Genomic DNA, 15163 nt, shown 5'->3' on the forward strand with positions numbered 1-15163 from the left:
AGCGAAATGAGAAAAAGGATGCCGAAACATAGGAGATCAGCCGGTGCATTGGAAGCCCAGTGAGTGGGCGAAGAAGGATGCGGCACCTCTCGCTGGAACTGCTCCAGCGATTTGAAATCGGCATTTGCGACCCAGCGATGCAACAAGGAGCGTGATCAACTGTGCCACATGCTGAGCTTTGCTCTTTTATGCGCCCTCCGAAATCCGGACGCAGGAGCGTTTCTGTAGTGCCAAGATGAGATTTGCAAGAAGTGCGGTTCGTGGCACAATGCTTGATATCAGAGCATGCTCATTATATGTATGAGCACCAGCGCCATCTGCACCAAGACCATCAAGTGTAGGAACTCCAATAGCTGCTGTGAAATTACCGTCCGATCCGCCACCCGTTTCCATACCTTCGAGGTGAATGCCAAGCGCCTGCGCGATCCGCGCCGCTTCGTCGAATAGCGCCCGACCCTGCTCGCTTTGCGCAAAAGGTGGTCGATTAAGAAATGCCTCGATCTCAAAGCTGATATCTAGGCGGCGTGGACGAATTGGTTGACGAATTGATCGCAGCTTGATTCAAGACTGCTTTTTGGAGGCAGTCATGAGCCGAGGCGATCTGAGCGAATCCGAATGGCGTGTTCTGAAGGATTTATTGCCGATTGAAGCAGTCAATCGGGGACGCGGTCGTCGTCCGGAGCAAAATCGTGCGATCATCAACGGCATACTTTGGAGACTTCGCTGCGGGACGCCTTGGCGGGATGTCCCACCCAAATACGGCAATTGGAATACGATCTATCGGCGGTTTCGGCGTTGGAGCGAAGCCGGGGTCTGGGAGGCTGTTTCGATCACGCTCGCTGAGATCATGGCTGACAGCGGCCACTACAGCATCGATAGCACCACAGTTCGGGCCCATATTTCGGCAGCGGGCGGAAAGGGGGGATTCATCGACGCGCTCTTGGCCGCTCGCGGGGCGGGTTCACCAGTAAACTTCACTGTCTGGCTGATGCCAGAGGAAGACCGCTTGCCTTCCATCTGACGGTTGGCGAAGCCGCAGATTGCAAGGCTTACGACACTCTGATCAGCTTACCCGAGCAAGCGCCACAGGCGCTTCTTGCTGACAAGGGATATGATGCGGATGCCATTCGTGATGATCTTGCCAGCCGCAATATCAAGCCCGTCATTCCTGGCAGAGCAAACCGCCGCGTGAAGATTGAATATGATCGCACGCTGTATAAACAGCGCAACCTAATCGAACGGATGTTTGGCAGACTGAAAATCAACCGCGCCATTGCTACTCGATACGACCAACTCGCCGAGAGCTTCATCAGCATGGTTCATATTGCTACCGCAAGATACTGGCTCAAATTCGTCCACGCCGCCTAGGTCTTCCGGCGTCATTGCATTGATCTTCGCCAGAATTTCGTCTGCGGTGGCACTATCCGGCAAACGCAGGTCAACCTGCAAGCGGCATTCTTCCGGAACCGTGTTGCGTCCAGTGCCGCCATGGATCGTGCCCACCGTCACCGTGGTAATCCCCCCACCAAATAACGGGCTTCAAAAGTAGAATTTTCTCGGGCTATATGATCGAGGAGATTTTAATGAAGACGAGCAGATTCAGCGAACCACAAATCCTTGCCATCCTTCGCCAGGCGGAAGGCGGCGTTCCTGTACCCGAGTTATGCCGGGAACATGGAATGAGCACTGCGTCATTCTACAAATGGCGATCCAAATACGGTGGCATGGATGCCTCGATGATCAGTCAGATGAAGGCTCTGGAAGACGAAAACCGTCGCCTGAAGAAGATGTATGCGGAGATGAGCATGCAGGCGGAACTGCTTAAAGAGGCTCTTGGAAAAAAGTGACACGGCCATCTCAACGCCGGGAGATGGCCGGGAAAGCAGTGGCGTTGCGAGGGGTGAGCGTTGCGCTTGCCTGCCGCACCTTCGAGGTCAGCGAGACATGCTATCGTTACAGCGCCAGGCTGAACGACGAGAACGGGCAGATTGCCGATCTCCTGATCGGACTGACGCGGGCAAAGAAGACCTGGGGCTTCGGTCTGTGTTTCCTTTATCTGCGCAATGTCCGGGGGCATCACTGGAACCATAAACGCGTTTACCGCATCTATCGTGAGCTTGAATTGAACCTCAGGATCAAGCCGCGCAAGCGGTTGAAGCGGGACAAGCCCGATGCTCTGACCGTGCCAGATGCGCCGAACATGGTCTGGTCCATGGATTTCATGGCCGACCGGCTGGAGGATGGAAGGCAATTCCGGCTGCTGAACGTCCTGGACGACTTCAACCGCGAAGGTCTGGGCATTGAGGTAGACTTCTCGCTGCCTGCCGAACGCGTCATCCGCAGCCTCAACCAGATCATCGAATGGCGCGGCAAACCATTCGCAATTCGTGTTGATAATGGGCCGGAATACGTCAGTGGCAAACTGATGGAATGGGCTGCCAACCAAGGCATCGCCTTGAGCCATATCCAACCCGGCAAGCCACAACAGAATGCGTATGTTGAGCGCTACAATCGCACCGTTCGGAATGAATGGCTCGACCAATATATCATCGAAAGCATTGAGGAGGCGCAGGAATTTGCCACGCAGTGGCTATGGACCTACAACAACGAACGTCCCAATATGGGCATCGGCGGCGTAACGCCCGCACAGAAACTGAAAATGGCCGCGTGAATTCTACTGACGAGCCCCGTTAAAAACGGGGGGATTACCCCGTGATCCCGCGATGGGGATCGTTCAGGGCTTCAAGCGCAAGCACCAGTCTGGATGCGGCGCGGACAGCCGACCGGCCATCGGCGGGCCGAACCCCGGCATGGGCGGAGCGACCACGCACGACGATATCGCACATGCCCACACCTTTGCGCGCGGTGACGATCTTGCCGCCGTCGCGGGCCGGTTCCACCACCAGAACATTGTCGGCGGTGCGTGCGAATTCCTCGATAACGGGGCGCGAACTTTTCGATCCGACCTCCTCGTCGGACACGATCAGCAGATCGACAGCGATATCGCGACAATCACGAACCACACGTTTCATCGCTTCGAAGGCCATCAAAACGCCGGACTTCATATCATAGATACCAGGGCCGTAAAGCTTGTCGCCCTCCTGGCGCAGCGGAAGCTGTTCAGCAAGTGTGCCCGTTGCGTGAACCGTGTCGATATGCGCCAGAATCAGGGTCCTGCCACGGATTTCACGGTTATGTCGCAAAATTTTTACTGTTTCTGCGTCCTGTCATGATCACAGCGTGTCATTGCGGGAGGTAAAGAGGAATGACGATCACTTTCAAAGGGTCTCATTTTCCCAAAAGTGTCATCCTTTTTGCGGTATTCTTCTATGTTCGTTATCCCGTTTCCTATCGTGACCTTCAGGAAATAATGGCCGAACGCGGCATAGAGATTGATCACGCAACATTCCACCGTTGGGTCGTTCGATACGCACCGCAGATTGCAGATCAAGCACAGAAGCGTAAGCGGCCAACGCTTGGCTCTTGGCGTGTTGATGAGACCTATATAAAGGTCAAAGGGAAATGGACCTATCTGTACAGAGCCGTTGATCGTGACGGCCAAACTTTGGAATTTATGCTCTCAGAGCGCCGAAATCTCGGTGCAGCAAGGCGCTTCTTTAAGAAAGCCATCGCAAGCAATGGTGTTCCGCACAAGGTCGTCATTGATAAAAGCGGAGCGAATCTGGCTGGTGCAAAGGCTGTAAACACGATCCTGAAAATCACGGGCACGGGCAAGATGATGGAAATCCTGCAGGTTAAATATCTCAACAACATCCTTGAGCAGGATCATCGCTTCATCGAGCGGATCACCAAACACATGTTAGGCTTCAAAGCCTTTGATTCAGCGTCTGCTACAATCGCTGGCATCGAAGTTGCTCATATGATCGGTAAGAAGCAATTCGCTAATGAAAATCGGTCGCCATTCGAGGTGTTTGCGGAGCTCGCTGCATAACTGTGTCCGGAGATAAGGCCGCTTATACCCCACTCAAAAATTTGCGACAAAACCCGCATCTGTCATGCGGATTTCAGGGACGTGATTTGGCGCCACATGTCAGTGGCGGCTTGTCGTAACTCACGATGATCGGCGGCATTGAATTGGTTTCGGGGGAAATAATTTAGGTTGTAGATCGGATCATGTATCGACGTGAAATTTTGCACATGTCGCGCCGATTTAAAGCGCTTCATAACCCGCTCTCGTCGTCGGATCGGCTGATGCGAATTCTCTGCCCGATTGTTCAAACCCTTATGCTGGCGATGATCGCAAACGCTAAGTCCCATCGTTCGTTTGGCAGCGCCATATGATCGTAGTTTATCGGTGACCATGATCCGGGGTGCACAGCCCTGTGCAGAGAGAAGCTTGCGCATGAAGCGCTTGGCGGCCTTGGTATTACGGCGTTTCTGGACCAGAACATCCAAAACAAAACCATCCTGATCAACTGCTCGCCAAAGAATGTGATGCTCACTTTTGATAGATATTACACATTCATCCAGGTGCCATTTATCGCCAAGCCGCGGTGTGCGGCGACGGATATTACTGGCATAAGCACGTGCGAATTTCTCCGCCCATTCGTACACGGTCTTATATGTGACGAAGATGCCACGATAAGCCAGCATGTCTTCAACCATGCGAAAGCTTAGCGGAAAGCGGAAATACAACCACACCGCCTCTGCAATAATCTCAGATGGATAACGATGGCGGCGGTAAAGCGAAGAACGAGGTTCGGTCATCACCCGTTATCGCAACTGATGTTTACACTTAGGTTAAGGTAACAGTGCCATTCCGCCGCTTCGCTATGCTTCCGAACTTCGGATGCGGCTTGCTAGCCAATGGCTAAACCGGGACAGGCTGGCGATTGACACTGTAGCGCATAAGCTTGGTTATACGTCTCAAGCGGCTTTCAGCCGCGCATTCAAGCGTGTTACTGGCCGTCCACCGGGCGCGAGCCGGCAGTTTTGATAGCCAGTCAGAATCATTCGTTCCTTTAAAGCGGGCATGAACTGGGGGATTTGAAGCCGGGCCAAATTGCTGACACGAACTGATCCGTTTTACCAGCTTTCCCGAGGATTTTGACGTAGAGTCAAGAATAGCCGTGCTTCAACCCGAAAGCTTGAGACGGTTGTAATTGCAGACCGCCAGTCAACACCGTATTCGCCAAGCAAATTGTGTCTTAATTTGTCAGACTATTTGCGACAATCCCGTCAATTCGAACCAGCCAGTAAACCGGGATCGGCGATGCCCGATTTTAAAGCGTCGTTAGCCTGATCATTTACTCAGACTCGAAGAAGTCACTCGGGTAGCGCGTGCCTCGTGCGAAGAACGCAGACGGTAACGATCTCCCGGATATGTGAATCGGCTTCGAGTGACAGGGATCCCATCGCGCCATGTCTGCCTATCTACAAGCAAACAAGGCTGACTGATATCAATCTGCAGATTTTCGCGAATGTCTTCATCCGCGCGTATAGCACGGATTGTATTGTCGACTGTCGTGACAATCGTGTTACGCAACAGCCAGAAATTCGGGGTAATCAGGGTGAAGTCCTGCTCGAGATAATCGGGCGCTTCAGCGCTATTCACATATCGCTCTTCGATTTGGATCGGTGTTCCATCTTCGAGGTGCAAAAGCTTGGAATAGAAGACGTCGTTTTCGGGCGAGCTCTGCAACATATTCCGCCGCGGGTTGTCCGCACTCAAAACCTCGTGCTGCAAAACACGGCTGCTATGCGCGCCGCCCGACAGGATCACTTCCTCTGAAGCGTCTGGCAAATTGAAAATCGCGCATTGCATCCGCGGGCCAATGACAAATGTTCCGCGTCCCTGAATGCGCAACAGAACCCCGTCAGCCTGCAATTCCCGCAATGCCCGGCGCACTGTCAGGCGAGATGCACTGAAGGTTCCCGCAAGGTCATCTTCTGAAGGCACCTGAAAGTTTGCCGGCCATTCTGCTGTTTCGATCTTTTTGTCGATAGCGCTTTTTATTTGAGCATATAATGGTTGGTCTGAACTGTTCATATCTCACAACAAATGATGTTATTAATAGCGCATAATCACATTCATAGTCGGGCTGGGTCAAGTCCACTTGCGTGATTACACATTGCATGAATCATGGGTTTCACCCCTAATGATTGCTTGCTAATGTTCTGGCTACAAATTCAGCGTCTGCCGGAAGTTGGTCCAGCGCCGGAAAGCCGAAGACATTCAAGAACATCAGCGAAACCGCTAAAATATTTGGTTTGTCATCAATGGAATCCACGCTGAAATAGATTGGGATCAGTTTTTCCAAAACATCAACTTCAATTCTTTCGGCGTTTAACTCAGCACTTTTGATAGTCTCGCGGAAGGCACCCGTATTTTCAAAACTTGTCGCCCACGCATGCACCTTCAGCGTCTTTCGGACAATTCTCAGCGGGATTACGACCTCTTCCCGCCATTCTTGTATTTCGGCGTATAGAGCGCTGAGCGCTTTTGCCGTGACATATCGGTCTGTTGTTACCGCGTGCAGAACCGCCAGATAAAACGGCACATCAATGGCATAATTGTCTTGCAAGCTCAGCAAGGCAGCCGGAATTCCGGGCTTGGCATAGAGTTGAAGCATAAAGCTCCAAAGTGCTGAATGACGTTCTATATCGTTCACTCGCTTGTTCCTCTGCCTTTAAGATCCAGATTTCAGCCCATCCCAACGTTTGACAGTGCCGGTTTCAATACCGAACAGATCAAGAGCGCGACCCACTGAATGGCAGACCATCTCATCAATGCTTGCGGGATGCGAATAAAAGGCTGGAACGGGTGGCATGATGATCGCCCCCATTTCAGTGAGCGCTGTCATCGTTTTCAAATGCCCGAGATGCAGCGGCGTTTCCCGCACCATGAGAACCAGTCGACGCCGTTCTTTCAAAACCACATCGGCTGCCCTGCTCATGAGTGTCGACGTCACCCCCGACGCTATCTCGGACATGGTTTTGACCGAGCACGGAGCAACCAGCATACCCATCGCCCTGAACGATCCCGATGCTATCGAAGCACCGACGTCAGCGGCCGAATGAACAACATCGGCGCGATGCGACAGCTCTGATTTTTGTATGCCAAGCTCCTGATGGAGGGTGAGAAGTGCTGCGCGCGAAACGACAAGATGTGTTTCAACGCCTACGGATCGCGCCAGTTCCAATGCTTTGAGCCCATAAGCTGCACCCGAAGCGCCAGAAATTCCTATCACCAGACGTTGAACGCTCATCAATTAAGCTCCCTCGAACCAGTCGCTGGCCTTGACACTGTCGCCAAGTCGCAATCGCTTACGTTCAAACTCCTGTTCACGCCCCCATGGCTTGGTCGCATCCACGAGCAGCCTGCCCCAATGGTCCTTCTGTTCATCTCGATAAAATGATGGTGTATCCGGGATGATCAGCATGTCCTTGTCTGGGCGACACCGCGTTAGAATGGCCCATTGAACATCATCCATGTCGTAGATATTCACGTCGGTATCCACCACCGTGATCTGCTTTGACCATATGGGTTCCGCGCCGATAGCCGCCAGCATGACCTGACGCGCATGTCCCTCGAACTGCGGCTCGATCTGAATGATGGCGTGATTGACGAATGGCTGGCAGGTTACATTGACGATACCGGGAAGCGCTGCACTCAGGCGCTGATAGATATTCGCGGAAACCGATAATTCGAGTGTGAGTACTTCTTCAGGTGAACCACACAATATCGAATGGAACATTGCGTCTTTACGCACGGTGACGCCCAGCACTTCGAAAACCGCATTCGGTCCGACAGGAACGTAATAGCCCATAAACTCGCCAAAAGGCCCTTCAGCGCGGCGTTCATTGGGAAGAAAGCGACCTTCGATCACCACTTCGGTTTCTGCGGGAACTTCAAGATCGATATGGTTGCATTTGCGCATGGAAATCGGTCGTCCACGCAACCGCGCCGCCACTTCCAATTCGTCGACATCATAAGGCAGTGGCGCTGCTGCGGTTAGAAATGCATGCGAAGGCGTACCAATCAACATGGCCGCTTCGAGCGGTTTGCCCAGTTTTTCCGCCTTCTCATGATAGATCGTCAGATGATGGCGAGGTGCCAAGCGACAGCGCAGCTCGTTATCGCTGATAAACATCGAGCGATGATAAGACAAATTACCAACGCCGGTTTCCGGATCTTTGGCGATAAACATTGCAGAGGTGAAATAGGGCGCGCCGTCGCGGTCAGAATAGGTGATCAGTGGTAGATCGGACAGTTTGACTTCTTCATATTCGGGAAGCTCGCTGTCCTCGGCAAGCTTTAGCGGCTCTTTCATCTCTGACGTGCCAAGAGATGCGAGACGGCTCCACTGGGTGCAAAAATCCTTAGCGTCAATGCCGATCACTTCGGCAATTCTGTCGCGCGTGCTGTAGACATTGCTGACAACGGGAAACCGTGTGCCTTTTACGTTGGTAAACATCACGGGCTTCGCCCATTTTTTCTGCGCAAGCTGCGTGACGGCTGCAAGTTCATGCGCAGGGTCAATCTCGCGATCAACCACCAGCAGATCGCCGCGCTCTTCAAGCTTATTGATAAAATCTCTCATCTCAAACTCCGTTCTAGGATTCAGCGGACAGTGCCCAAATTGGGTGTTAATGCGATACGGGTGGTGCGCGCGTCGTGCGCGGAACGCAGCCGATAACGGTCTCCGGGATAGATAAAACGGCTGCGCGTGACCGGAATCCCGTCGCGCCAGGTAGAACGGTCCAGAAGCAGACAGGGCTGGTTGGTATCGATCTGCAAAAGCTGGCGTATGTCGTCTTCAGCGCGAATGGCACGAATGGCATTATCAACTGTTGTGACCACCGTTTCGCGCCGAAACCATGCTTCAGGGCCTTGCGCTGAAAACGTCTGATCCAGATATCCCGGAGCTTCTGCGGCGTTGACATAGCGCTCTTCAAGCTGAATGGGCGTGCCATCTTCCAGATGAAGAAACCGGCTGTAATAAACCACCCCATCTGCGGACAATTGCAAAATGTTGCGCGCAGGATTGTCCTGCGCAAGGGTTGTGTGAACCAGAACCTGACAGGTGTGCGCGCCGCCAGAGCTGGCGATCTCGTCGCTGATATTGGGAAGGTCGAACACGGCGCACTGAATGCGCGGCCCCAGCACAAACGTGCCCCGTCCCTGCACGCGGATTAACACACCTGCCGTTTGCAGCTCGCGCAACGCACGGCGCACGGTCAGTTGTGAAACATCAAACTCTGCTGCCAGATCACCTTCCGAAGGGATCTGAAAATTCGCAGGCCATTCTTCCGTCTCAACGCGACGATCGATTTCACTTTTGATTTTTTTGTAGAGATGCTGGTCAGTGTTCACGATAGTCGCTCTTAAAAAGGTCAATGTGATAGTAAACTTCAACCATTATGATATCATAATCAAGTGCGTAAATTTAAAAATGCTATCGATTTTTCGGACAAGAATCGTTTACGCCAGCATTATCTCGATTATTCTGCGGTTTTACCGCGATTTTAGCGCAATTTCGACTTCATCACTTTTACTGTTGACTTTTAAAGTAATATCATTTTGCATAGGTAACGATATCTTTAGTGCATTGAAATGAATAATTCCGGGCCGCGCACCGCGAAAGGAAGCCATGCTTCCCGCACAAAGGCTCGCCAAGAGGAGGGGCAATGTCGACCCACGACCTGCAAAAACTTGCTATGTACATCAACGGTGAATGGGTAGAGCCGTCATCGGGCCAATATATCGAGACCATTGATCCGTTTACGGCCATGCCGTGGGCTCTGGTGCCTCGCGGCAATGCCGAAGACGCTGACAGAGCCATTCAAGCAGCGCATAATGCCTTTACCAAAGGCCCGTGGAGAAAGTTGCATCCCAGCGAGCGTGGCCGCATTATACAGCGCTTCGCCGACCTCATCGAACAGAATGCAGATGAGCTGGCTGAGATCGAAGTGCGCGATAATGGTCGCCTTCTCGCCGAAATGCGCCATCAAATTCGCTATATTCCGCGCTGGTATCACTATTATGCCGGGCTTGCGGACAAGATCGAAGGTGCGGTGCACCCCTGCGATAAGAAGGCCCTGAGCTTCTCGCGGCACGAACCACTTGGCGTCTGTGTCGGCATCGTGCCGTGGAACGCACCCCTGTTTCTTTTTTCACTCAAGGCTGCTCCCGCCCTGGCAGCCGGTTGTACGCTCGTGATGAAACCGGCCGAATATACCTCCGCTACCGCTATCAAATTGATGGAACTGGTCGAAAAGGCTGGCTTCCCCGCAGGTGTGATCAATGTCGTGACGGGTTATGGGCCTGAAGTCGGTGAACCGTTGGTAACCCACCCCCTCACCCGCCACGTTGGCTTTACGGGATCGACGCGCACAGGCGCACATCTTTATGCGCTGGCCGCCAAAGACATCAAGCGGGTTAGCCTCGAACTTGGTGGCAAATCGCCCAATATTATTTTTGAGGACGCCAATCTTGATAATGCCGTACGCGGCGTCGTCGGCGGCATCTTCGGCGCAGTCGGTCAGACCTGTATCGCGGGTTCGCGCTTGTTGTTGCAGCGCAGAATTCATGATGAATTTCTGGAAAAACTGACGGCCTTCACCAAAACGGCGCGCATTGGCGATCCCAAACACCTCGAGACCCGCATCGGTCCCATCGCCAATGCCATGCAGTATGAGAAAGTGCTGGGCTATATCGATATCGCCCGGCAGGAAGGTGCAGAACTCATCCTCGGTGGCAAACGGCCTGATCTGGATGAATGTGCGGCAGGCTATTTCGTTGAACCAACAATTTTCGCTGGCGTGAACAATGATATGCGTATTGCCCGTGAAGAGGTCTTTGGACCTGTTTTAGCTGCCATCCCATTCGATGAGCCTGAAGAAGCTGTAGCCATCGCCAATGACAGCGAATTCGGATTGGCCGCTGGCGTCTGGACGTCGGATATGCGTCGCGCCATCCTTATGTCAGAAAGCCTGGAAGCGGGCAGTGTCTGGGTAAACACATATCGCGATGTGTCCTATACCACGCCGTTTGGCGGCTATAAAAAGAGCGGAATAGGGCGCGAAAACGGAATAGAAGGAATTAAAGAATTCCTACAAACCAAAGCCGTGTGGTTATCCACCGCAGAGGAGATAGCAAATCCGTTCGTGATCGGCTGAGAAGGAACGCCAGAACAAAGCCTAGAAAAGCGAGCCATTTGAGGCCGGGTGGCTCGAAAACAATCACGGCCAAAGGGGAACTAAAAAATGCGTGTTGTAAAAACAAAGCGCTCCAAAAATGCAATGGTGCTTACCATCGGGGCGGTAATTAGCCTTCTCATGATAACAGGCTCTGTCAGTGCGCAAACCGCAGCGGAAAGCCTGCCACAGAAATATCGCGAAGCCGGTGTCATCAAGCTAGTTACTGACGCGAAATATCCGCCCTTCCAGTCTATGAACGACGCTGGCGAAATGGTCGGCTTTGAAGTCGATCTCTGGAACGCGATCGCCGCCCGTCTCAACGTCAAAGTCGATGTTACATCGGTTTCCTTCGATTCCCTCATCCCCGGTGTCCAATCCGGACGTTGGGATATTGCGATGGAAGGCATCACCGACAATGCCGAACGACAGAAAGTTGTTAGTTTCGTTGATTACGGCTACACGACATCATCAGCTTATGTCCTTGAGCAAAAAGGCGCTGATATAAACGACCATCTCGGCCTTTGCGGGCTGAAAGGTTCTGCGCAAAGCGGCACCGAATGGGTCGATATGATTACGAAGGAAATCGGCGAAGCCTGCGTTGCAGCCGGTAAGGAAAAACCTAGCGTTTCTGAATTCGGCACATCCGAAGCGACATTGCTGTCGGTTTATTCCGGTCGCAGCGACTTCGTTTTGACCTCTGCGGCCCTTGCCGGAGAAATTCAGAAGTCGGCACCGCATCCCGTCAAAGTCATTCCCATGCAGATTTTGCCAAGAATGCCCAGTGGCATCGCATTTCGCAAGAATGAAGCGGATCTCGGCGAAGCACTGCTTGCAGCTCTCAAGGAAGTCAAGGCCAGCGGCGATTACGACAAAATTTACGCGAATTGGACTGTCTCGCCAATGGCGATGGAACACGAGCCTGGTATAAATCTGGCCACGATCCCAACTTCAAAATAGCAATCTCGGCCGGTGACATAACTGATGATCGGGCTCATCGGCCGCATCAATGCGAATACGATTGAGAGACAGCCACCATGTCGGATGATTCAACTTTCGCCCCCTCGCCTTCACCTGACCGGCCCATGTTAACATATGTCCCGTCCAGCGCCTGGAAGACGCGGATTGCTGCAACGCTGCTTATCATCTTCATACTTTATTGCGTCAAGATGATTGCGGCTAATCCTAATTTTGGATGGAATGTAGTTGGAGAATATCTTTTCGACAGCCGTATCCTGTGGGGGCTGTATCTCACGCTATGGTTGACGGTAGTCACCATGGCTATTGGAGTTGTTCTGGGAACGATTTTGGCCATTATGGCAATGTCCAACAATATCGTTATTTCGAATGTAGCCAATGCCTATATCTGGTTTTTTCGTGGAACCCCCGTCCTGGTACAATTGATCTTCTGGTACAACCTCGGCGCCCTCTTTCCCGAAATGTCAATCGGGCTGCCTTTCACATCGTGGTGGATTTCGGTTCCCACCAATTCATTGATATCGCCGGTAACGGCTGCCGTCCTTGGTCTGGGTTTGAATGAAGGCGCATATATGTCCGAAATCATTCGGAGCGGCTTGATGTCGGTGGAACCCGGTCAAAAACAAGCGGCAAAATCACTTGGTATGACCAACGGAAAGGCTTTGTGGCGCATTATACTGCCGCAGGCGATGCCAGTGATCATCCCTCCGACCGGCAATCAAACGATTGGAATGCTGAAAACATCCTCTCTGGTGAGTGTGATATCGTTGGCTGACCTGCTCTATTCAGCACAAACGATCTATTCACGCAATTTTCAGACTATCCCTTTGTTGATCGTGGCGTGCATTTGGTATCTGGCGGCAACGACCATCTTGAGTGCTGCGCAGGTTCGCATTGAGGGGCATTTTGGTCGCTCCAATCAGCAGACCCATAACTCCCCACTCCGCCCAACCCGTCGTCTGTTTCGTCAGAAAGCTCAATAATATGTCTGATCCGATGATTGTCTTTGACCGGGTATCGAAAAATTACGGCAGCATGACTGTTCTCAGTAACATCAACCTTGAAGTGGCCGCTGGTGAGGTGATCAGTCTGATCGGCCCGTCGGGGTCAGGAAAGTCGACGCTGCTGCGCTGCGTGAATCATCTGGAGCGCATCGAGCAAGGTAGTATTACGGTGGACGGCGAGTTAATCGGCTACCGGCGCGAAGGCAATTTTGCGCACGAACTACCAGAAAAGCTGATTGCATGCCAACGTGCCCGGATCGGCATGGTGTTTCAGAACTTCAACCTCTTTGGCCATAAAACAGCACTCGAAAACGTTATAGAAGCGCCCGTCCATGTGCTGGGAGTTCCAAAACGCGAGGCCGAGAAAAAGGCCTTCGAACTGTTGGCTCGCGTGGGGTTGGCCGATAAATTAAACCATTATCCCCGTATGTTATCTGGAGGTCAGCAGCAACGCGTTGCCATTGCACGCGCCTTGGCAATGAAGCCCAAGGTCCTGCTTTTCGATGAACCGACCAGTGCACTTGATCCCGAACTGGTGGGGGAAGTGCTGGACGTCATGCGGTCGCTGGCAGCAGATGGCCTGACAATGATGGTGGTGACGCACGAAATGTCGTTTGCACGCGATGTCTGCAATCGGATTGCATTCATGCAGGCGGGCCAGATTGTCGAATGTGGCGCTCCGGCGGAAATATTGGATAATCCCGCGTTTGAGCGAACCCGCTCTTTCCTTTCCAAGGTTCACTAGATGACTGTTCCGCACAAGGCGCATTCTTCGGACAAATGGGACCTGATCATCGTTGGCGGCGGTATAGTCGGATGTTCAACGGCTCTTTATGCCGCACGATCAGGCTTGCGTGTGCTGATTGTCGAGCGTGATACACCGGGATCCAGACAATCCGGCCGAAATCTTGGCTTTGTACGTCAGCAGGGCCGTGACTTTCGCGAGCTTCCGCTGGCTATGGCTTCTCTCAACCTGTGGGAAGGGCTGGAGCAGGATCTGGGCCGTAAAGTGGGCTGGCTTCGTGGCGGCAACGTGGTCCTTGCCACCAGTGACGGTGACCTTGCCAACCAAGCCAACTGGCAATCCAAAGCCACACAGTTTGGGTTGGACACGGTTCTGCTCACACAAGCGCAAATTCGCGAAAAGCTTCCGCTTATCGCAGACGATGCTAAAGTGCGCGGGGCCATGTTTACCGCATCAGACGGGCGTGCCGAACCGAGCCGAGCAACGCGAGCCATGTTTGAAGCGGCGATTGAAGCCGGTGTTTCCGTTATCCTTGGCGCGCGTGTGACACGAGTGGATATTCAGGCTGGTCATGTGCACGGGGTCTGGATTGGCCGCAGGCATTATCGCGCAGATCAGGTGCTGTGCGCTGCGGGCACCGAAAGCTCCAAGCTGTTGCGCGCGGTTGGGTACATTCTCCCGCAAGAAAGAATACGCGCAACCGTGGCACGAACGGTCCCGGCCGCAGATCTCACCGTCAATCCCTGCATTTCACTCCCACTGACAGGCATTCGGCAAGACGCACGTGGAGCATTCGTTTTTTCAGTGGCGGGCGGGGAATATGACGTACGCTTCGATTCCTGGCGCACCATGCGTCACTATAAAGAAACACATAAAAACAATCCTGACGCGGCCCGCATCAATTACCTTGGCCCTCTGCAAAGGTTTGCGCCCTCGCGACCGTTGGTGCCAATTGCAGATATTGCACCGACAAGCGAGGCGGTTGAACCTGCACATTATCGCGTGCAGCAGGCGCAGGATGAATTAAGCCGCTTCCTGCCGGCGATCGCTGATCTCGAAATCGAAGCGGTATGGGCTGGCATCATCGACACACTTCCTGATGTGATCCCAGTTATGGGCCATGTGGACGGCGTCAATGGACTTCTAGTGGCCACGGGTTTCAGTGGACACGGTTTTGGCCTAGGGCCAATGGCTGGTAAAGTCATGGCTGAACTCGCACAAGGACACTCGTCTTCAGTGGATATATCGGGCCTATCACCGGACCGGTTCTAACCAT

At 52.9% G+C, this 15163-nt stretch carries 16 protein-coding genes and 2 pseudogenes; 9 read left to right on the top strand and 9 right to left on the bottom strand.

All coding sequences use genetic code 11. The features are described 5' to 3' along the window. Positions 1 to 186: 186 nt before the first annotated feature. Positions 187 to 561, bottom strand: a complete 375-nt coding sequence (locus ABDF71_RS26580) for a M20/M25/M40 family metallo-hydrolase (protein ID WP_151610740.1) — start codon at positions 559 to 561, stop codon at positions 187 to 189. A 25-nt stretch (positions 562 to 586) separates the two neighbouring features. On the opposite strand from ABDF71_RS26580, the pseudogene ABDF71_RS26585 reads away from it, so the two are divergent. After that, a pseudogene (locus tag ABDF71_RS26585) lies at positions 587 to 1368 on the top strand (IS5 family transposase). 72 nt (positions 1369 to 1440) lie between these two features. On the opposite strand, the pseudogene ABDF71_RS26590 reads toward ABDF71_RS26585, so the two are convergent. Then, positions 1441 to 1509 (bottom strand): annotated as a pseudogene (locus tag ABDF71_RS26590) (peptidase dimerization domain-containing protein); the annotation flags it as partial. A 74-nt stretch (positions 1510 to 1583) separates the two neighbouring features. On the opposite strand from ABDF71_RS26590, the gene ABDF71_RS26595 reads away from it, so the two are divergent. Next, positions 1584 to 2671, top strand: a protein-coding gene (locus ABDF71_RS26595) for an IS3 family transposase (RefSeq protein ID WP_086000475.1) whose coding sequence is annotated in 2 segments (ribosomal slippage) — positions 1584 to 1845 and positions 1845 to 2671 — 1089 coding nt in all. Because the reading frame shifts where the segments join, the coding sequence is not laid out codon by codon here. A 34-nt stretch (positions 2672 to 2705) separates the two neighbouring features. On the opposite strand, the gene ABDF71_RS26600 is transcribed toward ABDF71_RS26595, so the two are convergent. Continuing rightward, positions 2706 to 3203 (bottom strand): M20/M25/M40 family metallo-hydrolase, encoded by a 498-nt coding sequence (locus ABDF71_RS26600; RefSeq protein ID WP_231771631.1) that lies wholly within the window; start codon positions 3201 to 3203, stop codon positions 2706 to 2708. Between the two features lie 62 nt (positions 3204 to 3265). On the opposite strand from ABDF71_RS26600, the gene ABDF71_RS26605 reads away from it, so the two are divergent. Then, complete coding sequence (locus ABDF71_RS26605) at positions 3266 to 3952, top strand: IS6 family transposase (protein ID WP_231771630.1); 687 nt, start codon at positions 3266 to 3268, stop codon at positions 3950 to 3952. A 62-nt stretch (positions 3953 to 4014) separates the two neighbouring features. On the opposite strand, the gene ABDF71_RS26610 is transcribed toward ABDF71_RS26605, so the two are convergent. Beyond that, positions 4015 to 4728, bottom strand: coding sequence for an IS6 family transposase (locus ABDF71_RS26610; RefSeq protein WP_231771629.1), 714 nt, complete (start codon positions 4726 to 4728; stop codon positions 4015 to 4017). 49 nt (positions 4729 to 4777) lie between these two features. Between ABDF71_RS26610 and ABDF71_RS26615 the strand changes: the two genes are divergently transcribed. Then, complete coding sequence (locus ABDF71_RS26615) at positions 4778 to 4957, top strand: helix-turn-helix domain-containing protein (protein WP_210250266.1); 180 nt, start codon at positions 4778 to 4780, stop codon at positions 4955 to 4957. Between the two features lie 306 nt (positions 4958 to 5263). On the opposite strand, the gene hutC (ABDF71_RS26620) is transcribed toward ABDF71_RS26615, so the two are convergent. The 5 genes from hutC (ABDF71_RS26620) to hutC (ABDF71_RS26640) form a co-directional block, all read right to left on the bottom strand. Continuing rightward, on the bottom strand, positions 5264 to 6010 hold the full coding sequence (gene hutC / locus ABDF71_RS26620; RefSeq protein WP_011983078.1) for a histidine utilization transcriptional repressor HutC: 747 nt from the start codon (positions 6008 to 6010) through the stop codon (positions 5264 to 5266). Positions 6011 to 6116: 106 nt separating this feature from the next. Further along, positions 6117 to 6632 carry a TIGR02444 family protein gene (locus ABDF71_RS26625; protein ID WP_151610684.1) on the bottom strand — a complete coding sequence of 172 codons (516 nt, stop codon included), beginning with the start codon at positions 6630 to 6632 and terminating at the stop codon, positions 6117 to 6119. Positions 6633 to 6650: 18 nt separating this feature from the next. Beyond that, entirely contained in the window at positions 6651 to 7229 is a 579-nt protein-coding gene (locus ABDF71_RS26630) for a UbiX family flavin prenyltransferase (protein WP_151610683.1), read from the bottom strand. Positions 7230 to 7232: 3 nt separating this feature from the next. Continuing rightward, the gene (locus tag ABDF71_RS26635) at positions 7233 to 8564 is read right to left on the bottom strand and encodes a UbiD family decarboxylase (RefSeq protein ID WP_151610682.1); all 1332 of its coding nucleotides are present in this window, start codon (positions 8562 to 8564) and stop codon (positions 7233 to 7235) included. 20 nt (positions 8565 to 8584) lie between these two features. Then, complete coding sequence (gene hutC, locus ABDF71_RS26640; RefSeq protein WP_151610685.1) at positions 8585 to 9340, bottom strand: histidine utilization transcriptional repressor HutC; 756 nt, start codon at positions 9338 to 9340, stop codon at positions 8585 to 8587. Positions 9341 to 9651: 311 nt separating this feature from the next. Between hutC (ABDF71_RS26640) and ABDF71_RS26645 the strand changes: the two genes are divergently transcribed. The 5 genes from ABDF71_RS26645 to ABDF71_RS26665 all read left to right on the top strand — a co-directional run bounded on the left by ABDF71_RS26645 (position 9652) and on the right by ABDF71_RS26665 (position 15159). After that, the gene (locus tag ABDF71_RS26645) at positions 9652 to 11142 is read left to right on the top strand and encodes an aldehyde dehydrogenase (RefSeq protein ID WP_151610681.1); all 1491 of its coding nucleotides are present in this window, start codon (positions 9652 to 9654) and stop codon (positions 11140 to 11142) included. A gap of 87 nt (positions 11143 to 11229) precedes the next feature. Then, complete coding sequence (locus ABDF71_RS26650) at positions 11230 to 12120, top strand: ABC transporter substrate-binding protein (protein WP_151610680.1); 891 nt, start codon at positions 11230 to 11232, stop codon at positions 12118 to 12120. 77 nt (positions 12121 to 12197) lie between these two features. Then, positions 12198 to 13121: an amino acid ABC transporter permease gene (locus ABDF71_RS26655; protein WP_151610679.1), complete on the top strand. Its 924-nt coding sequence runs from the start codon at positions 12198 to 12200 to the stop codon at positions 13119 to 13121. A gap of 1 nt (position 13122) precedes the next feature. Next, positions 13123 to 13887 (top strand): amino acid ABC transporter ATP-binding protein, encoded by a 765-nt coding sequence (locus ABDF71_RS26660; RefSeq protein WP_011983070.1) that lies wholly within the window; start codon positions 13123 to 13125, stop codon positions 13885 to 13887. After that, positions 13888 to 15159, top strand: coding sequence for an NAD(P)/FAD-dependent oxidoreductase (locus ABDF71_RS26665; protein ID WP_011983069.1), 1272 nt, complete (start codon positions 13888 to 13890; stop codon positions 15157 to 15159). Positions 15160 to 15163 lie beyond the last annotated feature (4 nt).

It is taken from the genome of Ochrobactrum sp. WV_118_8 (assembly GCF_039631535.1).
Lineage (GTDB): Bacteria > Pseudomonadota > Alphaproteobacteria > Rhizobiales > Rhizobiaceae > Brucella > Brucella anthropi.